Below are 22,480 nucleotides of genomic sequence, written 5' to 3' on the forward strand. Positions count from 1 at the left end.
CTTGCCGTGGTCCACGTGCCCAATCGTTCCGATGTTCACGTGGGGCAGGCTGCGATCGAACTTTTCCTTGGACATGACACTCCTCGAAAAATGGAGCCCTGAACCAGGATTGAACTGGTGACCTCATCCTTACCAAGGATGCGCTCTGCCAACTGAGCTATCAGGGCTTGGCGATTCACTACAACGGTTGGAGCGGGAAATGGGATTCGAACCCACGACATTCAGCTTGGAAGGCTGACGCTCTACCAACTGAGCTATTCCCGCATTGCCGAGTGGAGAGAGGTGGATTCGAACCACCGTAGGCGTTGAGCCGGCAGATTTACAGTCTGCTCCCTTTGGCCGCTCGGGCATCTCTCCAGATATTCGCTTGTCGTGCTTCGTGCTGCTCTCTACACCATCCTGTTGCGTCCCGGGCCCTTATCCGCGGCCCGTCCTACCTGGCCGGCGGCGGGATTTGAACCCGCGACCTACTGATTACAAATCAGTTGCTCTACCGACTGAGCTACACCGGCATCCAACCAGCAACTGCCCCGCCCTACCTCATCCCGAGCGGACCGTCAACCCCTCGCAGCGGCTTGAGCGGCGCGACCTTTTAAAAGCCCCCACTCTCCAAGTCAAGGAGATTGATCCGGGGTCGTCAGCGGGAAGGCCGCCCCCGCTGGCGGGCGACCTCGTATAGCAGAATCGCGGCGGAAACCGACGCATTCAATGAACCGACCTGACCGCCCATGGGAATCCGGAGGCGGAAGTCGCAGTGCTTGAGGACGCCTTCCCTCACGCCCGCCCCCTCGGCCCCCACCACCAACGCCAGGGGCCCGTCCAGACGGGCGCTCCACAGAGGCTCGGCGCCCTCCACATCCGCGGCCGCGACCCAGAGGCCCGCTTCCTTCAGCTGCTCCAGGGCGCGGGAGATGTTGGTGACGCGCGCGATGGGGCAGTACTCGACGGCGCCCGCGGAGGCCTTGGCCACCGTGCCGGTCACCTGTACGGCGCGGTCCTTCGCCAGGACGACGCCATGGGCCCCGAGCGCATGGGCCGAGCGGATGATGGCGCCCAGGTTGTGCGGATCCTGGATGCCGTCGAGCACGACGACGAGCGCGGGCTGCTTCTTGGCCTTCGCCACTTCCAGCACGTCCTCCAGTTCGACGTACTGGAAGCCGCGCAGCTCGGCGACGACGCCCTGGTGCACGCCGCCCTCGGCCATGGAGGTCAGCCGTTCCCGGCCGACCTTCTCCACCCGGACGCCCGCGTCACGCGCGCGGCTGAGCAGTTCGCCCGCGGCCTTGGCGCCAACCTGCCCGTCAACGATGAAGAGGCGCTCCACCGCGTCGGGATGGGCGCGCAGGGCCTCCAGCACGGGGTTGACGCCATGGACGTAGCGCGGGGCTTCGTGGCCGCCGCGTTCACCACTCGAAGGCTTGGGGGAGCGCTCGCGCATGGGGGCTACTGGACCTCCACGGGCAGCGAGAAGGTCTTCTTCTGACGGGCGCAGATCTTCTCCGTGCAGATGAAGAAGGTCAGCGTCGCGTCCAGCGTGCCCTTGCCGGCGGACACCGCGGTGAAGGGGACCTCGAAGCGGGGATCCACGAACTGCTGGCCGTCCGCCTTCTTCGCCACCGACTGTTCACGGGTCAGCGTCTTCCGGGCGGGCGTCAGCTGCTTGCCCGTCAGCTCCAACTTCAGCGGGGCCTCGTCGGAGACGTGGGCGCCGGGCTTCGACTTGATGGCGAGCACGAACGTGCCCTGCCCTCCGGCCTTCACCTGCGTCGACGTCCCCTCGGTGGTGACTTCGTAGAGGGTGGCGGGGTCCACGTCCTGGGCCAGCACCGGCGCGCCGACGAGCGTCAGCAGCAGGGGGGCCAGGGTCGGGAGGCGGCGGGTGCTGGGCATGGGTGTCTCCAGGAAGGCGGCGTTCGTATACCGGGGCTTCGGACGCGCGGGGAGCGCTTTCTCTTCTAACTCCGCGGCGCGTTCACCTTCACGGCGCCCTTGCGCCCCGGCGGCGGCGGGGGCAGGGCCTGGGGCGTCTCCAGGGCGGCGGTCCAGACGGGGGCGGCGCCGGCGACGAGGTCCTCCGCCCGCTGGATGATGGGCGTGGCCAGGTCCAGGCCCGTGGCGGCCTCCATCTCCAGGAGCGCGGGCGAGCTGTTCACTTCGAAGACCTTGGGGTGCCCCTGGACGTCCAGGATGTCCACCGCGGCTACCTCCAGGCCCACGAGCCGGGCGACCTTCTCCGCCATGGCGCGATGGCTGGGGGACAGTGGCAGGGCTTCCAGGCGGGCGCCCCGGTTCAGCGTGTGCGAGAGGCGCCCGGGGCGCGGCTTGCGCAGCACTCCGGCGATGGCCTCACCGCCCACCACGAGCACGCGCACGTCCTGGCCGGTGCTCCGCACGTACTCCTGCATGACGAGGTTGTGCCCCAGACCGAGCACCGCCTCGAGCGCGGCCTCCAGCGACTGGAGGCTCTCGCAGACCATCACGCCGTGCTTCTCCTGGCCCTGGAGGAGCTTCACCAGCACGGGCACCCCGCCCACCAGGCCGACCATCTCCTTCAGGTGGGCCGCGTCCCGGGCCATCACCGTGGCGGGGATGTCGATGCCGTGGGCGGACAGGAGCTGGAGCGCGCGCATCTTGTTGCGCGACTGCGCGATGGCCTGGGCGTGGTTCACCAAGGGCACGCGCGCCAGACCGAACTGGTTCACCACCGCGAGCCCGTAGGTGCTGATGGACAGGGCGATACGCGGGATGACGACGTCGGTGGGCGTGAGCTTCTTGCGGTCGTAGAACAGGGTCGCCTGGCTGCCCCCGTCCAGATGCATCTGCACCCGGAGCGGGTTGAGCACGCGGACCCGGTGTCCTCTCGCGCGGCCTGCTTCGACAATTCGCCGCGTGGACGAGATGGAAGCGGAGCGCGAGAGGACAGTGATTTTCATGGCGGAGGCGACCGGCCCGGCGAGGACCCTATAATCCTCGCCTCCGCCCGCGTAAAGCCGCCTCCGCCTGCCTGCCGCCTAGAGCTGGCGGATGGCGCGCACTTCGACGCTGACCGGGTCCTCCGGACGCGACGACTCCAGCTTGGTGCAGGCGCTGCCCGTGAACCGCACGCCAGGAGCCTCAGGCTTCGACAGGTCCAGCGACCAGGTGTCGGGGCCCGCGAGCGTGCGCTCGCCGTCGATGTAGACGACGATGAGCTTTTCATCGGAGGGCAGCTGGCTCGGCTCAAGCTTGGTGAAGCACGGCTCGCCCGGCTGGATCGCCTCGCTGATCGACTTCAGCGCGGCCGCCAGCTCCTCGCGATTGCCCGCCTGGTAGAAGGAGCGGCCGCACAAGCCGGTAGCGACGTCGCAGGTGTCCCCCGCTCCGCAATCGACGCTGGCCTTGCAGTCACGCGCGTAGCCACCCACGCGGGCCATCTCGTTGAGGACGCTGGGGCCGTCACCCGCCGACGTCTCCGCGCCGAAGCCGATGACGATGGTGGAGATCAGGTTCGCCTTGAGCGCCGACACCGCCGACACGGAGGCGTTCTTGTCGAGGCAACCCCGCTGGTAATACGGGCTCCCCTTCGTCGTGCACTGCGACAGAACATCGAGCGTGCAGCGGCACTCAGCGCTGCTGCCATCGTATTGGTTCTTGTCGTTGCAGTTGGGAAGACCGTCGGTCAGCAGGATGATGATCTGGTCGCGGTCCTCGGAGTTGGCCCGCATCTTCGTGCCCACGAACTCCAAGCTCGCGCTCGTCGGCGTACCGCCCTGGGGACGGTTGTCACCACCGTTGGGGATACCCTGGAGCTTGTCATTGACCAGATTCGCGTAGTCCTGGAGCTCCTGATCCGAATCCAGGTTGAGCGGGATCTCGGCGCGGACGCTCTGGCTCGCATTGTCAGCGGCAGCCGGCATGCACAGCTGTGCGACGGTCGCCGACTGCCCGGGGGCCAGAGGAGGTATCGGCGCCGGATAGGTCGTCAGGCCGAAACGGACCAGCTTGCCGCTCTCGGCGAGGAACGGTCCCATGGCGCCCTGGAGCTCCGACCAACGGGTGGGGCACACTGCCGTGTCGCAGGGATACTTCTCGCCACACTCAATCTGGCTGCCTTCGACCGTGATCGTGCAGGCCGGGATCTGCCCGTTGACCGGATGGGTCATCGAGCCGGAGGTATCCACGAGGAGCATCACGTCCGGCTTGCTCCTGCGGGCGGTGATCACCGACTCCACGGTCGTCTGAGCGATCGCGAGCGGATCCACCGGCTCGAAGTCATACGTCTGACAGCCGGCCATCACGGCAACACCGAGCGTGCCGGCCAGCAGTGCGCTCAGGGGGGTCGACTTGGCGCGCATAGGCTTTGAGGATTCCTTCCAGGGGGGAACAACGAACAGCGAATGCCCCAGCGTAACGCGTGGACGCCCACCGAGGCTACAGCGACGCGCGGCAGGCAGGTTCCATTCAGGTAATGCTGCCAAGTTGCAACGTCAGGCGATCCGCGAGGGCGAGTCCGGTTCCCCTGTCGGACATCCGCCTCCTTCTGGAGGGAGGGGACCGGCTCGGGTGTCCGCTCAGAGCGTGAGGACGCGCGCGCCGTCGGTCAGCCTCCAGATGGAGGCCAGGCCCATGACGTCGTCCAGCGTGCCGTGCAGTTCCTGGGGTGAGAGGCCACAGATGCGCACCGTGGTGTCGCAGGCCACGAGCTTCGCGCCCAGGGCTCGGGCTTCCTCCAGCATGCGGGCCGGTGTGGGGACATTGAGCCCTTCGGCCCGGGCCGCCTCGGTGCGCTCCCGCTCGCTGTGCGCCAGGCCGAAGCCGCCGCGGACCAGTTGGCGCAGGGCCTCGAAGGCGAAGACGAAGTAGACGTCGTCGCCCATCGCGGCGGCGGTGATGCCCATGGAGGCCGCCTGATAGGCGGGCTCGTACGTGGCGTGCTGGAGGAAGAAGAAGACGCGTCCGGCCATGGTGGACCGACCTTAGCGTTATCGAGTCCGGACCGGCAGCCGTCGTATAACGGGGCTCCCCTTCCCCACCGGGAGCTCCGCATGCCGAGCCAGCCGTCCCGCCCCCGCGGTGTTCGTCCCTCGCGGGTCCCGTCCCGTTCCGCCTCCTCGCGATGGGTGGCACTGGCGGGTCTCGCCGTGCTCGCGGGCGTGGGGCCCGTGTCCGAAGCGGCTCCCGCCGGCGCGAAGGCCCCGACCGCGGCTACCGTGCCCCCTGCCGCTATTCCCGGACCGCTGCGCACGGAGGCCCTGGGCCTGCTCTCACAACCTTCCGTGGCGCCCGAGGCAGCGTGGCGCAGGTTCGGGCCGGAGGTCGTGCCCGTGCTCGCGGCGCTGGCGGTGGATACGAGCGTTCCGGATGCGCAGCGGATGCGGGCCGTGACGGCGCTGGCTCGCGTGGAGTCGCCCGAAGCGGGCCAGACGCTCCAGGCGATGCTGGAGGATCCGCACCGGCCTTCGGATGTCCGCTCACAAGCCGCGGCCGCGCTGGGCCAGCGGCTGGGGTTCGAGGCCGTCAAGACGCTGCAGGCCCGGTTGGAGGACCGCGACCTGCGGCTGCGTGAGGCCGTCGCCCAGGCGCTTGGCCGGCTGGGGGGTCAGCGGGTGCGCGAGGTGCTGGAGGAGCGGCTCCCCCTGGAGGACGTTCCCCAGGTGCGTGAAGCGCTCCAGCAGGGTCTTACGCTCGCGGAGCCCTGAGCCGGACGCCGGGCATGGTGGTGGCGGCCGCCCTTGTGGGCTGCTCGGGGCTCGCGTCGGGCGGGACCTTCCGTTAGATGGGAGGCCATGCGCCCCACCGTCCTTCTTTTCGATATCGATGGCACCCTCGTCACCACGGGCGGTGCCGGCCGCCGCGCCATGGGCCTGGCCTTCGAGCAGCTCCACCGGCGGCGCGACGCGTGCGACGGCTTCAGCATGTCCGGCATGACGGACCGGGCCATCGTCCGTAAGGGCCTGGGCGTCATCGGCCAGTCCGACACCGAGGACACCATCAGCGCGGTCATCGACGCGTACGTCGCCCACCTGGGGCTGGAGGTTCCCAAGGTCGATGCGCGCGAGTACCGGCTGCATCCGGGCATGCGCGAGGCCGTGATGGAGGCTCGCTCGCGGACGGGCTTCGCGGTGGGCCTGGGCACCGGCAATGTGCGCGCGGGCGCCAAGGTGAAGCTGGACCGCGTGAGCATCCACGACCAGTTCGCCTTCGGCGGTTTTGGCTGCGACTTCGAGGACCGCGTGGCGCTCATCCGTCACGGCGCCCAGGCAGGAGCGGCGCAGCTGGGTCAGCCGCTGGAGGAGTGCCGGGTGGTGATCATCGGCGATACGCCGAAGGACGTCGCGGCCGCCAAGGGCATTGGCGCGGAGACGATTGGCGTGGGCACGGGCAACTTCACGCCCCAGGCGCTGCGCGACGCCGGCGCCGAGTGGGCCTTCGCGGATTTCTCCACCCCCGGAGCCATGGAGGCCCTGCTCGTCGGACGGTGAAGGTGTGGTATCTCCGCCGCCCCTCCGAGGAGTCGTCCACGCATGTCGTCCACGCTCGAATCCTATGAGCTGATCCGCTTCGCCGAGGCCTTCGAGGCCCGACTCGCCACGGCGGAGGAGATGGTCATCGGCAGGCCGGGGTTGGAGGCCGAGAAGCAATGGCTGGCCTCCGCGCTGGAGCGCCTGCGTGAGGCCCGTGAGCCCGCGGGTGGTCTGCTGGAACAGGTGAAGGACCTGCCGGAGCTCGACGAGGCCCGCGAGGAGTTCTCGTTCGATCAGCAGGGCCGCTGGGTGGATGCGCTGGAGAAGCTGCACGCCGGCATCACCTTCACGGCCAGCAGCCGCGCCCCTGTCATCGAGGCGCTCTTCCCCCACCTCAAGTTCCCGCAGCTGCGCCGGGCTCCCTTGGAGCTGGTCAACGAGTACGCCACGTCGTACGAGCGGCGGTTCAAGAGCGCCTACGTCACCCGCATCTTCTCCCGCGACGACTTCGCCATGGTCCGCCCCGTCGTGGATCAGGTCGCCGCGACGTTCGCCGCGTGGACCGCGAGCCTTTCCCCCACTCCCCTGCCCCCGGATCAGGAGGCGGCCCTGCGCGAGGCGCTGGTTTCATTGGGACGGCGCCTGGACGTGGCGCTGCGGCAGGGACGGCTGCTCGCCGAGGCCGCGCTCGTTCCCGTGCCCGGTGTCTTCGAGGCCGCGGGCCTCACCCTCAAGCCCCGGAAGCGCGCGGGCAAGTCGCTCACGCTCTCCGCCGAGGACGGGGCTTCGGACCTCTTCGGTGAAGAGGGCGACGCCGGCCAGGAGGAGGCGTTCGAGGGTTCCGAGGAGGATTCCGGGGACGACTCGATGGTGGCGGCTCCCGACGACTCGGAGGCCCAGGCGCCCCTGGAGGAGCCTGTGGCGGAGACTGGCGTGGCCGAGGCTTCGGACAGTGGATCCGAGGAGGTCACCGCTGCTTCCGAACCCGTTGCCCCAGAGGCTCCCGTCCCGGCGCGTCCCGCTCGGCGGGGCCGGCCCCCGAAGAACGCCGCTCCGGCTGCCGAGACCACGCAGGCCGACGCTCCTTCGGATGCCCCCGCTTCCGGTGCTCCGGAGGCCGTGCGCCCCAAGCGACGTAAGAAGACCGACCCGTCCGAGGCTGGCACGCCTTGAGACCCGACGCGCGGTGAGTCCCCCGCCGTGAAGAGGAACCCGGACATGGCGGACGTCGCCCTTCCCATCGATCCCCTCCTGCCAGACATCGTCTCCACGCTCCGGAGCTCGCGGTCGCTCGTGCTGGAGGCGCCCCCTGGCGCGGGCAAGACGACCCGCGTTCCCCGCGCGCTGCTGGAGGCGGGGCTGGGCGCGGGCAAGGAGATCGTCGTCCTCCAGCCCAGGCGTCTGCCCACCCGGCTCGCCGCGCAGCGCGTGTCCGAGGAGATTGGCGAGCGCGTGGGCGAAACCGTCGGCTACCAGGTCCGCTTCGAAGACGTCCGCGGGCCCAAGACGCGCATGTCCTTCGTCACCGAAGGGGTGCTCGGACGCCGCCTGCTCACCGACTCCACCCTGCGCGACGTGGGCATCGTCGTGCTCGATGAGTTCCACGAGCGGCATCTGTCCGCGGACATCTCGCTCGCGCTCCTGCGGCGGCTGCAGGAGACGGCCCGCCCGGACCTCAAGCTCGTGGTGATGTCCGCGACCCTGGAGGCCGAGCCCGTCCGCGCGTATCTGGGCGGCGCCCCGTCCCTGCGCTCCGAGGGCCGCCGCTTCGACGTCAGCGTCGAATACCTTGCCGCCCCGGATGAGCGGCACCTGGATCAACAGGTGCTCTCCGCGCTCAAGCGCCTGTTCACCCAGGGCGTCGATGGGGACGTGCTCGTGTTCCTTCCCGGGGCCGGGGAGATCCGCCGCGCGCGCGACACCTGCGCGGAGTTCGCCGAGCGCCACGACGCCGACGTGCTCCCGCTCCATGGAGACCTCTCTCCCGCGGAACAGGACCGCGCCGTGCGCCGCAGCTCGCGCCGGAAGATCATCCTGTCCACCAACGTCGCGGAGACGTCCGTCACCATCGACGGCGTCGCGGTCGTCATCGACAGCGGGCTTGCTCGCGTGGCGTCCCACTCGCCCTGGTCCGGTCTGCCGCAGCTCAAGCTGGGCAAGGTGAGCCGAGCCTCCGCCGTCCAGCGCGCCGGTCGCGCGGGCCGCACGCGCGCCGGGCACTGCGTCCGGCTCTACACCCAGCACGACTTCGACGGCCGGCCTGATCAGGAGGCCCCGGAGATCCGCCGCACCGACCTGGCCGAAACGGTGCTCTCGCTGCGCGCGTCGGGCGTGAAGGACCTGACGGCGTTCCCGTTCTTCGAGCCGCCGCCCGCCCCGGCTCTGGAGGCCGCGGAGACGCTGCTGCGCCGCCTGGGCGCGGTGAACGCGAAGGGCCAGGTCACGGACGTGGGCCAGCGGCTCTTGCGCTTCCCCGTCCACCCTCGCCAGGCGCGCGTCATCGTCGAGGGCGAGCGCCGGGGCGTGGGCGGTGATGCCGCCGTGCTCGCGGCCCTCATGGGCGAACGCGACATCCGCCGCGAGGCCCGCGCCAACCTGGGCGGCGGAGGCCGCGCGTCCGCGCTCGTCAGCGGGCCTTCCGACCTGCTGGAGCTCCTGGAGCGCTTCCGCGAGGCCGGCCGCTCGGGCTTCGCCTCCGGCCGCATGCAGTCGCTGTCACTGGACGCAGGCGCGGTGCAGTCCGTGGAGCGCGTGCAGAAGCAACTGCGCCGCACGGTGCGGGAACAGGGCTCCCGCCCCGGCCGCCCCGAGGACGTGGAGCAGGCGCTGATGCTCAGCGTGCTCGCGGGCTACCCGGACCGCGTGGCCCGCAGGCGGCGGCCCCGCTCCCCGGAGCTGCTCATGTTCGGCGGCGGCACCACCAGCCTGTCCGAGTTCAGCGTCGTCCAGGACGCGGAGCTGATGGTCGCCGTGGACGCGGAGGAGCGCCCCGGCCGCGGCGCCGTCGTGCGACTCGCCAGCACCGTGGAGGCCGAGTGGCTGCTGGACCTCTACCCGGACGCGCTGGAGGAGGTGGACACCCTCCAGTGGAACGCGGACTCGCGCCGCGTGGAGCGCATCACCCGGCTGGCCTACGGCAACCTCATGCTGGAGGAGACGCGCACACCCGCGCCCCCGTCCGAGGAGGCCGCGCGCGTGCTGGCCGAGGCGGCCCTGGCCGCGGGCCCGGAGCGCTTCGCGGAACCCGAGGCGCTGGAGCAGTGGCGCACCCGCGTGGAGCTCCTGGGCAAGGCGTTCCCCGAAACGGGCTTTCCCACCGTGGACGCGGGCTTCATGCGCGACGCGCTGGCGTCCCTGTGCGTGGGCGCGCGCAGCTTCTCCGACCTGGAGGGCGTGTCGCTGCTGGACGCGCTCTACGCGCGCCTCACCTCCGAGCAGCAGCGCCTGCTGGCGAACCACGCCCCCGAGCGCGTCACCCTGCCTGGCGGACGCGGCGTGAAGGTGCACTACGAGCCCAACAAGCCACCCTGGGTGGAGTCACGGCTGCAGGACTTCTTCGGGATGGCGCAGGGGCCCAGCGTGGGCGCGGGCCGCGTGCCGCTGGTGCTGCACCTGCTGGCTCCCAACATGCGCGCCGTGCAGGTGACCACCGACCTGGCGGGCTTCTGGGAGCGTCACTACCCGGCGATCCGCAAGGAGCTGTGCCGCAAGTACCCCCGGCACTCGTGGCCCGAGGATCCGCGCCACGCCGAGCCGCCCGCGCCCCGTCCTCCGAGGCGCTGAAGCGCGCGGCGCGGGACTACAGCCGCTTGTGCATCTCCAGGTGGTCGATGCCGGCCTCGTCGAAGACGGCGCCGACGGGCTGGTAGCCGTGCTTCTTGTAGAAGTCGAGCGCGTAGAGCTGGGCGTGCAGCATGATGCCGCTCACGTTGCGGCGGCGCGCCTCCTCCTCCAGCGACGTGAGGAGCAGCGAACCCACTCGGGCCTTGCGGTGCGCCTGGAGCACCGCCATGCGGCCAATCTGGCCCCACGTTCCAGGCTGCCCGGCGGGCGGCTCCGGCAGCTTCACCAGCCGGCCGGTACCGATGGCGTGACCGCCCTGGTAGGCGATGACGTGGTAGGCGAGGGCGTCCTCGGCGTCGCGCTCGATGCCCTCGGGGACGTGCTGCTCCTCGATGAACACCACCTCACGGATGGCGAGGGCCTGCATGAGCTCCGCCTCGTCCTTGATGTGGGCGACGGTGACGGGTGCCGGGGAGGTCTCGGGAGGCGTCGGCATGGCTGAGGGCAAGGTACACAAAAGCCCGCGCCGCCAACAGGCGGAAAAAACCACCGTCGGCCGGCCCGCCATGCCCCCCGCGCGGTCGGCCCGTCACCTGCCGCCTGCCCGTGAAAGGGCTTGTCGCGAAAGCCCCGCCGCATCGGGTCATCCGGTTGCAATTGCCCTCTCACGTCGGGCTCTCGGGGCGGGTTCCACTCCGCGCATGGGCGGGCGGAGCGGAGGAGGATCATCCAGGGGAGGGCGTGGTAGGGTTCAGGCCGATGCGTACCCGTGCCCTCATCGCCCTGTCCCTGGGCCTGCTGTCGACGCCCGCGCTCGCCCAGAAGGAGTTCTTTTTCGGAACGGGAGAGCCGCCCGTGTTCCGCGAAGCGGACATGGACAAGCGGTTCCTCCGCTCCCGCGTCAATCAGGCCCTGGTGCAGGGAACGAGCGACGCGAACTGCGCGCAGCTCGTGGGCGCGCTGCTCACCATCGTGGGCGAGTCCGCGCCGTACCTGCACAAGCGCGACGAGAACTTCTACCTGGACCCCGTGTTGATCCAGGTGCTGGGCACGCAGCTGTCCACGCCGCGCTTCCCCGCCAACATGTTCCTGGTGTCGATGATGCGCCGGGTGCTCATCGACAAGCGGCTGCCGCCGGAGTGGATGCAGACGGCGGTGGCGCTCGCGCCGTACTACCCGCCGCTGGACCTGAGCAAGCTGCGCTTCATCGCGGATGGCGTGAAGCCCGTGGACAGCTTCTTCTTCACGCTGCCCGCGATGCTGGAGCGCTACGACACGGAGGTCCTCAAGGCCAACACCACCGCGGCCAGCGTGGCGGACGCGAAGTTCCGCGACGACTACCTCGACAAGGAGGTGGCCTTCGGAGGGCTGGAGTTCATCGACGCGAAGCTGGAGAAGCCCAAGAAGAAGAGCAAGAAGGGCCCTCCGCCGGAGCCTCCCGCGCTGGTGGCCCGGCTCGTCTTCTACCTGCCGGATCCGGGCAATGACGGCCTGCTGTCCGGGCTCACCTACGGCAAGCCCAAGGTGCGGCCCTCCATCAACATCACGGCGCGGCTGAAGGACGACCAGTACACGCCGCTGACGCAGCTGCCGAAGGGCGCTCGCGTGCTCCTGCGCGGCCGCTTCTGGGAGTACCGCAAGCAGCTCAAGGAGCTGGAGGTGCGCGACGCGTACCTCTTCCAGGACCGCGACTGGGCCCAGAACCCCGCGCTCGCGGATCCCAACGCCGTGGCATCCTGCCCGCTCGCGTTCAACGACCTGACGGGCACCGCGCCCGTGCAGCCGGGCGGCTTCGGCGGCAAGCGCTAAAAGCGCGCCGTCCCACGTTCCGCACGCCCATCCCGGGGGCGGCACCCCTACCGTGCCGCCTCCTCCCGCGCCCTCCTCCCGGGAGCGCGCCCCGCCTGACTGGCACGGCCGCTGCTCATGCCCGCGCATCCCTTGCGCGCGAGGCATGCCATGAAGGTCGAAGGTCAGGACGCCCCTTCCGGAAACGAGAAGGCCCCCCCGGAGAAGGACGCGTTCAAACAGGTCCTCCAGCGGACCTCTGGACGGAATGACACCCCACCTCGTCCCGGGGACCGCCGCGAGCCGGTGGCTCCAGGGACGCTGCTTCCGAAGCCCGGCCTGCTCCGTACCGGTGGGCAGGGGCCAGGGCCAGCGACGCGAGCCACTCCGGCGCTTCCTGGCGTCCGTGCGGCGGGGGCGCTCCTCGCAACGACGCGCAGCGCCCTGGGAAGCCCGGAGACGCTCCGCCAGGCCCGGCAGGGCATGCACGTGGAGGCGCAGCGGCTGGGGTCGGTGCGCCAGGAGGCGCTCGCGGACGGCGGCACGCAGGCCTCTCATCGTGTGACGGAGTTGCTGGCCCGCGAGGTGGAGCGCTCCTTCCGCGCGGAGCCCCGTCCGGCGCCGTGTCCCCTCCCCTCTCCCACGCGTGACGACCGTTCCTCGGAAGGCCTGTCGCGCGTCTCCACGCCTGAAGGTGCTCGCGCGGCGGGTGGAGCCACGGAGAGCGCCGCACCGGCCAGCCCTCCCGTCGCGCAGGTCGAGTCCACGCTGGCGCTCATCGAGAAGATCGAGGTCTTCGTGAAGTCACAGCGGCCGGCGCTGGGCCTCAGCCTGCGCGGGGCGCTGGAGGCCACCGTGGAGGTGGAGCGCACGGGGCCCCGGGAGGTGGCGCTGCGCATCCAGGGCCGCCACGGGCCCGTTCCCACCGAGGACGTGGCGCGGCTGCGCGACGCGCTGGAGGCCCGGGGGCTGCGGCTCAGCGTCCTCCAGGCGGGGTGAACGTCCGACGATGCCCTTTCCGCGCCAGACTCCAGGAACGACGAAGGCCCTCACGCCAGGGGGCGCGAGGGCCTGCATCACGACGGGCGCGCTCGGGGGGTACGGTCCGCGATTACTTCCCGGGCGCGGTGCTCAGCTCCCCGCGCTTGTCTTCCTTCTCCTTGTATTCCTCGGCCTCGGGCAGGGCGGCCTTCTTCTCCGCGATGTTGGGCCACTTGGAGGCGAAGTCGGTGTTGAGCTTCTTGAAGTCCGCCCACTTCGCGGGCAGCTCGGTCTCGGGGAAGATCGCCTTGGTCGGGCAGACGGGCTCGCAAGCGCCACAGTCGATGCACTCGTCCGGGTGGATCACGAGGAAGTTGGCGCCCTCGTAGAAGCAGTTGACCGGGCACACCTCGACACAGTCGGTGTACTTGCACTTGATGCAAGGCTCGGCGACGACGTAGGCCATGTTGATGTCTCCTCTGTGCGGAATTCCGCGCGTCCGTGGTCGCGCACAGTAGATGGTTGCGGCCAGTGTTGGCACCCTGAATTTAGGTACCAGCCCGGCCCGCTTCCCCGGTCAGCCCAGCAAGCCCTGCGCCCGCAGCAACTCCGCGACAAGGATGGCGCCCTTTGCGGCTCCCATCTTCGTGTTGTGGGAGACGAGCACGTACTTGAAGCCGTTCTCCAGCACACCGTCCTCGCGGATGCGGCCCACCGTGGTGGCCATGCCGCCGTGGGTGTCCCGGTCCATGCGGGGCTGGGGGCGGAACGGGTCGTCCAGCACTTCAATCCACCGGGGCGGAGCGGACGGCAGGTCCTTCGCCACCTGGGCGCCCTGCCACTCGCGCATCGCCTGGGCGACCTCCGCCACGGTGGCCTTCTTCCCGAGCGACACGAAGACGGACTCGGTGTGGCCTTCCAGGACGGCGACGCGGGTGCAGGTGCAGGAGACGCGCACGTCGTGCGGAGTGAGCGCCGCGCCCGCGGGGTTGAGCGCCCCGAGGATCTTCTTCGTCTCCACCTCGACCTTGTGCTCCTCCTTGGGAATGTAGGGCACGACGTTGTCGAGGATGTCCAGGCCGATGACGCCGGGCGAACGTCCGGCGCCGGACATGGCCTGGAGGCTGGTCATCAGCACGGCCTTCACGCCGAAGCGCTCGGCCAGGGGGGCCAGCGTCACGGCGAGGCCCGTGGTGGTGCAGTTGGGGATGGGGACGATGAAGCCCTTCCACCCGCGCTGCCGGCGCTGCTCGTTGATGAGCGGGGCGTGGGCGGCGTTCACGGGGGGGAGGAGCAGGGGCACGTCCTCGTCGTAGCGGAAGGCGCTCGCGGCGGAGAACACCGGGATGTCCCGGGCCAGGCGCGGCTCGATTTCACGGGCGACGTCCGCCTCCACGGCGGAGAAGGCGATGTCGTAGTCCTTCGCCTGGACGGCGTCGCCGCTGACCACGGTCATGCGGGCGATGGACTCCGGGAGCGGCTCCGGGACGAACCAGGCCAGCATGCCGTTGGAGGCGCGCAGGGCGTCCGCGTACGTTTTTCCAGCGGAGCGGGGCGAAGCGGCGAGCCCGGTCAGCTCGATGAGCGGGTGGTCCTTCAGGGCAGCGATGAACTGCTGACCCGCGAGTCCGGTGGCGCCAATGAGTACGGCGCGAAGCTTGGCCATCGTGGGGGATCTCCGGTGGGGGAGGCAGGGCGCTCCTTACACCGTTTCACGACGCGCTGCATCCGCCGCTCACCGGTGGGCGTGGGAGGGGGCGCGTGCGTGGCGCTCCGTGGGGTAGCCCCCCGTCACCCAGGCGTGGAGGCCGCCGGCGAGACACACGGCGTTGCGCCCCCTCAGGCGCAACACGCGGCAGATGCGGCGGATGTCCACACAGTCCTGGGTTGTGCCGCACAGGACGATGAGTTCGTCGTCCGGCAGCATCGCCAGGTCCCGAGCAATCTCCGAAGCCGTCATGCGCAGCGCGCCGGGGATGTGGATCTCGAACCGCTCCCAGTCCATCGCGTCGCGGCAATCCAGGACGAGCACATCCTCGTCCCCCAGACGCATGAACAGCTCATCACAGATGATGCTGGGCTCCACCGGGACCTCCCCGAGGCGACGGGCTCCATCGAACATGAACCAGGGGGCTTTTTCCCCTCTTCCCGCCTGTCCGCCCGCCTGCTTCCCGGAAGGCCCGCGGGCTCAGAGGCCCAGCTGCTTCGCGATGATTTCGTTCATCACCTCACTGGTGCCGCCGCCAATGGGACCCAGCCGCGCGTCGCGCCAGTGGCGCTGGATGTCGTACTCCATCATGTAGCCCGCGCCACCGTGGAGCTGGAGGCACTCGTCGGCCACGCGGCAGCACGTCTCCGTGGCGACCTTCTTGGCCATGGAGGTCTGCGCGACGGCGTACTCACCGGCCACATGCAGGCGCAGCGCGTGGTAGGTGAGCTGGCGCGCGCACTCGCGGGCGGTGTGCAGGTCCGCCAGCTTGTGGCGCACCACCTGGAAGCCGGCCAGCGTCTGATTGAAGGCGCGGCGCTGCTTCACGTGCTCGAGCACGGTCTCCAGCATGTCGTCCATGGCGCCCACGGCGCCCAGCGCGAGCGACAGGCGCTCCCACTGGAAGTTGCCCATGATCTGCGAGAAGCCCTGCCCCTCCACGCCCAGCAGGTTCTCCGCGGGCACGCGGCAGTCCTCGAAGAAGAGCTCCGCCGTGTCGGACGCGCGCCAGCCCACCTTCTGGAGCTTGCGCCCCACGCTGAAGCCCGGCGTGCCCTTCTCCACCACCAGCATGGACAGGCCCTTGTGGCCGCGCGACGGGTCGGTCTTCACCGCCAGCACCACGAAGTCCGCCCGCACCCCGTTGGTGATGTACGTCTTGGAGCCGTTGACGACGAAGTGGTCGCCGTCGCGGCGGGCGGTGGTGCGCAGCCCCGCCACGTCCGAGCCGGCGTCCGGTTCGGTGATGCCGAGGGCGCCAATCTTCTCCCCCCGGATTGCGGGGGCCAGCCAGCGCTGCTTCTGGGTCTCCGTGCCGAACAGGTGCAGAGGGCCGGTGGCGATGGTGAACTGCCCGCCCAGCCCCGCGGCCACACCGCCGGAGCCGCAGCGGCCCAGCTCCTCCAGGAGCACCGCCTCGTACAGCTCCCCGGCCGCCGTGCCCCCGTAGGCCTCCGGGTACTTCAGGCCCAGGAAGCCCAGCTCGCCGAAGCGGGTGAAGAGCTCCCGGGGGAACTCCTCCCGAGCTTCCCACTCCGCCGCGAACGGGCGCAGCTCCTTGTCCACCACCGCCCGGACGGTGCGGCGGAAGGCTTCGTGCTCCTCTTGGAAGACGCCATGGCCGTGCAGCATCGTGTGCTCCCTCGCGTGTCAGGGTCTGACACCCCGCGCCGTATGGTAGCGGGACGAGAAGCGGGGCTGGATGGTGTTGCTTCCTTGACCGGCTCCTACCGGGCTGCGTATAACCCCGGCCCCAATCGCTGCGGCGCCATAGCCAAGTGGTAAGGCAAAGGTCTGCAAAACCTTCATTCCCCGGTTCGAATCCGGGTGGCGCCTCATAAGACAAAAGGCCCGATGCGGAAGTCTCCGCATCGGGCCTTCTGCTTTTCCGGGGGTGCTTTCCCGGGTGGACCTAGCAGCCCAGCTCCACCGCGCCGATGTCCGGGGCCGCGCCGCAGAAGGGCTGGCCCTGGTCCTGGCCCTTGTCCTGGGCGGCGGCGGACGGGGCGAAGGTGTCCGACACCGTCACGTCACCCCCGTTGGAGGTGGTGTCCTTCGCGGCGGCCTTGAAGGCGTCCAGGGCCTGGAGCTGGCCGTTGGTCTTGAACTGCGCGCCGGACGGATAGAGGTTGTTGCTCATCTGGAGGCCGGGAGCCTGGCCGCCCACGTCCACGCTGACGGGCGCGTCCACGAGGTTGTTCTCCACGCGCAGCGACTCCGTGGGGCCGCCCGTGCCGTGGCCCAGGATGATGCCGGCCTTGGCGCGGGTGATGGTGTTGTTCACCACCACGGTGCCCTTGGAGTTCTCCAGGCGGATGGCGGTGCCCTCGCCGCCGCCCGCGTCGGTGATGTCGTGCACGCGGTTGCGGCGCACGACGACTGCCTCGGGCACGGGGCCCTCGTGGTTGCCGCCCACGGAGATGCCCTTCGCGGCGTCATACAGCTCGTTGTCCTCCACCAGCACGTTCTTGGCGGAGTAGTGGATGACGAGCGCATCGCCCTTCGCCGTCTCCGACGGCTGGAACTTGTGCATCCGGTTGTTGCGGATGGTGACGTCGTGGCACGTCTTGATGTCCACGGCGTTCTCCCGGTTGTTGAAGAAGTGGTTGTTCTCCACCAGCAGGCCCGTGGCGGGCGGCAGGTCGCTGAAGCCCTCGGGCCCCAGGCACTGCACGGAGTCACCCGAGTTGTCGTGGATGTCGTTGTTGCGCACCGTCGCGTCGTAGGACGCGGGCTGCATCACGATGCCGTGCGAATCCTTGTTGCCGGTGGTGCGCACGAAGTCGTGGATGTTGTTGTTCTCGATGGTGGGTCCCTTGGCGTTGTTGAACATGGTGACGCCCGCGCCGCCGGTGCCGTTGTGCAGCTCCGAGTTGGCCAGCACCGTGCCCTGCACGTCGCCCTCGAAGGTGACGCCGAAGATGGGCTGTCCCTCCACGTCGATGTCGAACCCGTCGATGACCCAGTTCGCGCGGCGCACCTGCACCGCCGCACCGGAGCCGCTGCCCGGGGTGAGCTTGGGACGGCCCTCGCCCTGGAGGGTGATCTTCGCCTCGGGAGTTCCGGCCTTGGTGTTGTCGCCCAGCACCACGCGCTCGGCGTAGGTGCCCGCGAGCACGCGGATGCGGTCGCCAGGGCCCGCCTTGCTCACCGCCATGGCGATGGTGCGCAGCGGCGCGGCCTCCGTGCCCTGGGCACCGTCGTCGCCGTTGGGCGACACAACCCAATCATGGGCGGGCGTGGTGGCGGGGGTCTCCTGCATCGCCTGGGCACTGACGGCGGGCTGGGGACCGGGCTCCGCGATGGGCGTGTGGTCCGCATGATCCGGCATCTGCGCGGCGGGCGTGTTCTCCACCGGCTGCACGCCGATGGGGGGCGCCTTGCCCGGAGCGGTGGGAGCCTTCTCGACCTTGGGGGTCCCCGTGTTCGTCGCGGGGGCCTGGGTACCGGCGCCCGACGAACCGCCAGTACCTCCGCCAGACCCACCGCCGCCGCCACAAGCGGTCAGCCCAAGGGCCAGGGTACAGGCAGCCAGGGAGGCCACCAGGGTGTGTCGCGTCTTCAAGCCGTTGCCTCCAAGAATTTGCATGAGCAGGGGCAACGCACGGCGTTGGGCGTTCTATTCACTGCCGGTCATCCAGGCCGAGACGCGCCGCAGCGGGAGGGAGAACCGTGACGCTCGGCCCCATGGCGGCTACGGTGCCGCCGCCGTGTCCAAAGCCGTCCTGCTCCTGACCGCCCTGCTGCTCGCCTCCTGCGCCACGCCGGCGCCCTCACCTGCCCCCAGCACCCGGGGCCTGGGCGAGCCGGAGGTCTCCATCCCCACGAAGCCGGCTGACGCGGGCGTGAAGCCCCCCGCTCCGAGTGGCCTGGAGGATCCGCTCACGTCGGGCCTGCCCGGGCCGCAGGACCTGAAGCGCCTGGACTTCCGCAACGGCGAGCCGCGACTCCCCATCAAGCTGATGGAGGGGCGCGAGGTCGTGACGTTCTCGCCGCGCGCGCGGATGCGGCTGCGCTTCGGCGGGCCGGGAGACAAGGTGCTGGACGCGCCCGCGGGCTCGCGCTGGACGGTGCGGGTGACGCAGGGCGAACCGGCCCAGTGGAGCGCGCGGCTGCAGCTGGGCGAGTTCCGCTTCGCGGACAAGGCGGGGCTCGCGGAGGCGCAGGAGACATGGCGCGCGCGAGGGCTCGCGGTGCGCACGCACACGCTGGGCTCCGTGTACGGCATCGCCGGGAAGGTCATCGACAACCGGCGCTATCTCCTCCTGGGCGACGAGGCGCTGACACCCGAGGCCGCGGCGAAACAGCAGGAGGAGCTGCTGCGCCTCTACGGCCTGCGCACCACGCTCTTCGAGGAGGTCCGCAAGCCTTCCCGCGCCATCCTGGAGCTGAAGGACGAGAACGACGCCGTGGTGGGTCTGGCGCAAGACAGGCTGGACGCGGAGACGCCGGACGGCACCGGCTTCGACGTGCGGCAGGTGGAGTACGGCGTGGGCTACGACTTCCACGCCTTCGAGGACCGCAGCTTCCGCGGCGCGCTCCAGTTCGCGGTGGACCGCGGCGGCAAGCTCGCGGTGGTGAACGTGGTGGGCCTGGAGGACCTGCTCAAGGGACTGGTGCCGTCCGAAATCTTCGCGCGCGCGCACCCGGAGGCGCTCAAGGCCCAGGCCGTCACCGCGCGTGGCGAGGTGCTGGCGAAGGTGGGCATCAAGCACCTGGCGGATCCGTATCTGCTCTGCTCGGAGCAGCACTGCGCGGTGTACCGGGGCCGCACCGGCGAGGCGGCCAGCACCACCGCCGCGGTGGAGGCCACCCGGGGCCAGGCCCTCTTCAGCCAGGAGGGCCGACTGGTGGACTCCGTCTACAGCGCCGTGTGCGGCGGCCACACCGAGGACAACGACGTGGTGTGGGGTGGCGCGCCGGACCCCAGCCTGCGCGGGCGGCCGGACCTGCTGGAGCCCGCGCCGGACGTCCCCGGCCCGTCGAACCTCAAGGCGTGGCTGGCGACCTCGGACGTGCCCGCCGCGTGCAAGCTGTCCAGCTTCGCGCAGCCCACGAAGTTCCGGTGGGAGAAGCGCTTCACGCAAAACCAGGTGGACGCGCTCACGGAGAAGCTGGGCGTGGGGTCCATCCAGGGGCTCGCCCTGTCCGAGCGCGGGGTGTCCGGGCGCGCCCGGCTGCTCACCGTGTCCGGGACGAAGGGCGCCACCCAGGTGCGCGGGGAGCTGAACATCCGGCGGCTCTTCGGGATGCTCAACAGCAGCATGGCCACCGTGGAGGCCGAGCGGGACGCCGAGGGCCGGCCCACCGGATGGCTGTTCCGGGGCGGCGGCTGGGGCCACGGCGTGGGCATGTGTCAGACAGGCGCCATCGGCCGGGCGGAGGCCGGGCAGAGCTATCCGGAGATCCTTCGCTTCTACTTCAACGGGGCGGAGGTCGCCCCCATCTACTGAGATGAAGCGGACATTTCGAACGCACCAACGCACGCGCTCGCGAATCTCTTCCATGTCCCGGGTGTTACGGGCCGCACGTTCGGGACTGTAGAAGCGGTCCGGAGGTTTATCATCAGGCCGTGGGCACGGGTTCCTCGACAGACTGGCGTCAGCGGCGCGCGCGGAAGCAGCGTGGGCCCTTGCGCTACCTGGTGGCGGGCATCCTGGCGCTCCTGGCCCAGGTCGCCTTCGTGGGCTTCGTGCTCCTGGTGTCGGCCGTGCAGGCGAACTTCCCTCACGAGAAGCGCCCCGCCCGGCCCACGTCCGTGGCGGTGCGGCCGCTCACGTCGGACCAGTGGGCGAAGAACCGGGGGGCGGTGACGCCGCAGCAGACGAAGCCCCGCCCCACGGAGAAGCGCGAGCCGAAGGAAGAGAAGAAGCCGGACGAGACGAAGCCCCAGGGCCAGGTGGTGGACGTGGCGCCGGGGAATGATCAGCAGTCCCCGGACGCGAAGTACCTGGCCGAGCACAACAACACGACGGAGAAGGAGACGCGCGCGCGCGACCAGACGGCCTTCTACCGCAACGCCATGCCCCAGCGGACCGCGCCCCAGAAGCAGGAGGGCGCGGCGCAGGACCAGGTGCAGCCCCCGCGTGTGTCCGGCAACAACGGCACGGGCGCGGACGACCGGGCCCAGACCCAGGGCGGCAAGAAGCCCGTCTTCGAGATGCCGGAGACGCGCCGCAAGCAGGAGATCGCCATGAAGACGGATCCTCGCGAGCGCGGCCCGGGCATGGCGGTGAAGAACCAGTCGGAGAGCGACGCCACGCAGGGCAACGCCAAGCGCCTGCGCATCCAGCCCGGCCAGGGCGAGGACAGCGAGCAGGAGGGCTCCACGGGCCGGGTGGGCTCCCCGGGCCTGGCCACGCTGATGCCGTCGCAGGCGGCCATGGACAAGGTCGTGGGCGCGGCGCCCAACGACATGCTCCGCGACCAGGAGGAAGGCGACGGCACCTTCCTCAACACGCGCGAGTGGAAGTACGCCAGCTTCTTCAACCGCGTGAAGCAGAGCGTGGGCATGCACTGGAACCCCAACGAGCAGCTGCGCATGCGCGACCCGACGGGGAACATCTACTCCGGGCGCGACCGCCAGACGCTGCTGACCATCACCCTGGACGAGCGCGGCGCGGTGAAGGACATCCAGGTGGAGAAGAGCAGCGGCCTGGACTTCCTGGACATGGAGGCCGTGGCGTCCTTCAAGCGCGCGCAGCCCTTCCCCAACCCGCCGTCCGGCCTGCTGAGCCAGGACGCGACGGTGCGGTTCCAGTTCGGCTTCTTCCTGGAGATGGGCGGCGGCCCCCGGATGCGGTTGTTCCGACAGTAGGACCCACGGAGGCCTCGCGGTGGACGGCGCAGGGCACTACCCTGCCCCGCCGTGGAAGCCTCTCTCATCGACCGTGGCGCCGCGCTCCAGGAGCGCAACCGGAAGGTCCGCTTCGTCCTGTTGGCCATCCTCGTGGCCAACTGGGTCGTGGCCGTGGCCAAGCTCGTCTTCGGCCTCATGGCCCAGTCCGCGTCGGTGACGGCGGACGGGTTGCACTCGTTCATTGACGGCAGCTCCAACGTGCTGGGCCTGGTCGCCATGGGCGTCGCGTCGCAGCCGGCGGACGCGGACCACCCCTACGGTCACGGCAAGTTCGAGGCGCTCGCGTCGCTGGGCATCGGCGCGATGATTGGCGTGGGCATGCTGGAGCTGGGGCGCATGGCGTTCGACTCGCTCCTGCACGACAAGCACCCCACGGTGTCGGTGACGATGGCGGCGGTGATGGTCTTCACGCTCATCATCAACCTCATCGTCACCCGCGTGGAGCGGCACTACGGGCAGAAGTACAAGAGTTCGCTCCTGCTCGCGGACGCGCAGCACACGCTGTCGGACGTGTTCGTGACCATCGCCGTGCTCATCTCCATCGGCCTGGTGGCGATGGGCTTCCCGCGCGCGGACGGACTGGTGGCGCTGGCCGTGATGGTCTTCGTCGCGCGGGTGGCCTACGGCATCGTCCGGCAGGCGGTGGGCATCCTCTCCGACACCGCGCGCCTGGACCCGGCGCAGGTGTCCCAGCACACGCTGGCGGTGTCCGGGGTGCGCTCCTGCCGCGACGTGCGCAGCCGGGGCATGGAGGAGAGCGTCTACGTGGACCTGAAGATCGAGGTCGACCCGCAGCTCACCACCGCGCAGGCCCACGAAGTGGCCGACAAGGTGGAGGAGACACTGCAAGGGGCCTATCCGCAGGTGGTGGACGTGGTGGTCCACGTGGAGCCCGCGCGGGTCCGCTAGAAACACGAG

The 22,480-nt window shown here is 70.1% G+C and carries 20 protein-coding genes and 5 tRNA genes; 10 read left to right on the forward strand and 15 right to left on the reverse strand.

Features of this window, described 5'->3' with window-relative positions:
* Positions 1–91: 91 nt before the first annotated feature.
* The 9 genes from GTZ93_RS36970 to GTZ93_RS37010 all read right to left on the reverse strand — a co-directional run bounded on the left by GTZ93_RS36970 (position 92) and on the right by GTZ93_RS37010 (position 4,943).
* Positions 92–167: transfer RNA gene (locus GTZ93_RS36970), tRNA-Thr, on the reverse strand.
* A 21-nt stretch (positions 168–188) separates the two neighbouring features.
* A tRNA-Gly gene (locus GTZ93_RS36975) sits at positions 189–264 on the reverse strand.
* 9 nt (positions 265–273) lie between these two features.
* Positions 274–357: transfer RNA gene (locus tag GTZ93_RS36980), tRNA-Tyr, on the reverse strand.
* 82 nt (positions 358–439) lie between these two features.
* Positions 440–512 (reverse strand) — tRNA-Thr (locus tag GTZ93_RS36985).
* A gap of 125 nt (positions 513–637) precedes the next feature.
* Positions 638–1,438, reverse strand: a complete 801-nt coding sequence (gene rlmB / locus GTZ93_RS36990; protein ID WP_121754180.1) for a 23S rRNA (guanosine(2251)-2'-O)-methyltransferase RlmB — start codon at positions 1,436–1,438, stop codon at positions 638–640.
* Positions 1,439–1,443: 5 nt separating this feature from the next.
* On the reverse strand, positions 1,444–1,890 hold the full coding sequence (locus GTZ93_RS36995) for a hypothetical protein (protein WP_180946069.1): 447 nt from the start codon (positions 1,888–1,890) through the stop codon (positions 1,444–1,446).
* A 65-nt stretch (positions 1,891–1,955) separates the two neighbouring features.
* Positions 1,956–2,933 carry an ATP-grasp domain-containing protein gene (locus GTZ93_RS37000; protein ID WP_120600267.1) on the reverse strand — a complete coding sequence of 326 codons (978 nt, stop codon included), beginning with the start codon at positions 2,931–2,933 and terminating at the stop codon, positions 1,956–1,958.
* A gap of 78 nt (positions 2,934–3,011) precedes the next feature.
* Positions 3,012–4,334: an adventurous gliding motility lipoprotein CglB gene (gene cglB / locus GTZ93_RS37005; protein ID WP_139918618.1), complete on the reverse strand. Its 1,323-nt coding sequence runs from the start codon at positions 4,332–4,334 to the stop codon at positions 3,012–3,014.
* A 216-nt stretch (positions 4,335–4,550) separates the two neighbouring features.
* Positions 4,551–4,943, reverse strand: a complete 393-nt coding sequence (locus tag GTZ93_RS37010) for a DsrE family protein (RefSeq protein ID WP_120566049.1) — start codon at positions 4,941–4,943, stop codon at positions 4,551–4,553.
* Positions 4,944–5,099: 156 nt separating this feature from the next.
* Between GTZ93_RS37010 and GTZ93_RS37015 the strand changes: the two genes are divergently transcribed.
* The 4 genes from GTZ93_RS37015 (at position 5,100) to hrpB (ending at position 10,226) form a co-directional block, all read left to right on the forward strand.
* Positions 5,100–5,678: a HEAT repeat domain-containing protein gene (locus tag GTZ93_RS37015; protein WP_257979180.1), complete on the forward strand. Its 579-nt coding sequence runs from the start codon at positions 5,100–5,102 to the stop codon at positions 5,676–5,678.
* Between the two features lie 87 nt (positions 5,679–5,765).
* Complete coding sequence (locus tag GTZ93_RS37020) at positions 5,766–6,461, forward strand: HAD family hydrolase (protein WP_120577412.1); 696 nt, start codon at positions 5,766–5,768, stop codon at positions 6,459–6,461.
* 42 nt (positions 6,462–6,503) lie between these two features.
* Entirely contained in the window at positions 6,504–7,616 is a 1,113-nt protein-coding gene (locus tag GTZ93_RS37025; protein ID WP_139918616.1) for a hypothetical protein, read from the forward strand.
* 45 nt (positions 7,617–7,661) lie between these two features.
* Positions 7,662–10,226, forward strand: a complete 2,565-nt coding sequence (hrpB, locus tag GTZ93_RS37030) for an ATP-dependent helicase HrpB (protein ID WP_139918615.1) — start codon at positions 7,662–7,664, stop codon at positions 10,224–10,226.
* A gap of 16 nt (positions 10,227–10,242) precedes the next feature.
* Here the strand turns inward: hrpB and GTZ93_RS37035 are convergent, their stop codons facing one another.
* On the reverse strand, positions 10,243–10,722 hold the full coding sequence (locus GTZ93_RS37035; protein ID WP_120577409.1) for a GNAT family N-acetyltransferase: 480 nt from the start codon (positions 10,720–10,722) through the stop codon (positions 10,243–10,245).
* A gap of 263 nt (positions 10,723–10,985) precedes the next feature.
* Here GTZ93_RS37035 and GTZ93_RS37040 point away from each other — a divergent pair, with 263 nt between their 5' ends.
* Together GTZ93_RS37040 and GTZ93_RS37045 are read left to right on the forward strand one after the other, a co-directional pair.
* Complete coding sequence (locus GTZ93_RS37040) at positions 10,986–12,035, forward strand: hypothetical protein (protein ID WP_120596837.1); 1,050 nt, start codon at positions 10,986–10,988, stop codon at positions 12,033–12,035.
* A gap of 150 nt (positions 12,036–12,185) precedes the next feature.
* Positions 12,186–13,013: a hypothetical protein gene (locus GTZ93_RS37045; RefSeq protein ID WP_139918614.1), complete on the forward strand. Its 828-nt coding sequence runs from the start codon at positions 12,186–12,188 to the stop codon at positions 13,011–13,013.
* Positions 13,014–13,125: 112 nt separating this feature from the next.
* Here the strand turns inward: GTZ93_RS37045 and fdxA are convergent, their stop codons facing one another.
* From fdxA to GTZ93_RS37065, 4 genes are all read right to left on the reverse strand, one after another.
* Positions 13,126–13,461: a ferredoxin FdxA gene (fdxA, locus tag GTZ93_RS37050; RefSeq protein ID WP_120596835.1), complete on the reverse strand. Its 336-nt coding sequence runs from the start codon at positions 13,459–13,461 to the stop codon at positions 13,126–13,128.
* Positions 13,462–13,572: 111 nt separating this feature from the next.
* Positions 13,573–14,661, reverse strand: coding sequence for an aspartate-semialdehyde dehydrogenase (gene asd / locus GTZ93_RS37055; protein ID WP_139918613.1), 1,089 nt, complete (start codon positions 14,659–14,661; stop codon positions 13,573–13,575).
* A 69-nt stretch (positions 14,662–14,730) separates the two neighbouring features.
* Positions 14,731–15,081: a rhodanese-like domain-containing protein gene (locus tag GTZ93_RS37060; protein WP_171808456.1), complete on the reverse strand. Its 351-nt coding sequence runs from the start codon at positions 15,079–15,081 to the stop codon at positions 14,731–14,733.
* Positions 15,082–15,183: 102 nt separating this feature from the next.
* A complete protein-coding gene (locus GTZ93_RS37065) occupies positions 15,184–16,335 on the reverse strand; it encodes an acyl-CoA dehydrogenase family protein (RefSeq protein ID WP_121754190.1) in 1,152 nt (383 codons plus the stop codon).
* A 132-nt stretch (positions 16,336–16,467) separates the two neighbouring features.
* Here GTZ93_RS37065 and GTZ93_RS37070 point away from each other — a divergent pair.
* Positions 16,468–16,539, forward strand: a tRNA-Cys gene (locus GTZ93_RS37070).
* 76 nt (positions 16,540–16,615) lie between these two features.
* Here GTZ93_RS37070 and GTZ93_RS37075 read toward each other — a convergent pair.
* Positions 16,616–18,268 (reverse strand): right-handed parallel beta-helix repeat-containing protein, encoded by a 1,653-nt coding sequence (locus GTZ93_RS37075; protein ID WP_390625003.1) that lies wholly within the window; start codon positions 18,266–18,268, stop codon positions 16,616–16,618.
* Between the two features lie 22 nt (positions 18,269–18,290).
* Here GTZ93_RS37075 and GTZ93_RS37080 point away from each other — a divergent pair, with 22 nt between their 5' ends.
* The 3 genes from GTZ93_RS37080 to GTZ93_RS37090 all read left to right on the forward strand — a co-directional run bounded on the left by GTZ93_RS37080 (position 18,291) and on the right by GTZ93_RS37090 (position 22,471).
* Positions 18,291–20,156, forward strand: coding sequence for a SpoIID/LytB domain-containing protein (locus tag GTZ93_RS37080; RefSeq protein ID WP_222595365.1), 1,866 nt, complete (start codon positions 18,291–18,293; stop codon positions 20,154–20,156).
* A 119-nt stretch (positions 20,157–20,275) separates the two neighbouring features.
* A complete protein-coding gene (locus tag GTZ93_RS37085) occupies positions 20,276–21,520 on the forward strand; it encodes an energy transducer TonB family protein (RefSeq protein WP_139918611.1) in 1,245 nt (414 codons plus the stop codon).
* Positions 21,521–21,571: 51 nt separating this feature from the next.
* The gene (locus tag GTZ93_RS37090) at positions 21,572–22,471 is read left to right on the forward strand and encodes a cation diffusion facilitator family transporter (RefSeq protein ID WP_139918610.1); all 900 of its coding nucleotides are present in this window, start codon (positions 21,572–21,574) and stop codon (positions 22,469–22,471) included.
* Positions 22,472–22,480 lie beyond the last annotated feature (9 nt).

Source organism: Corallococcus exiguus (assembly GCF_009909105.1).
GTDB classification, from domain to species: Bacteria; Myxococcota; Myxococcia; order Myxococcales; family Myxococcaceae; genus Corallococcus; species Corallococcus exiguus.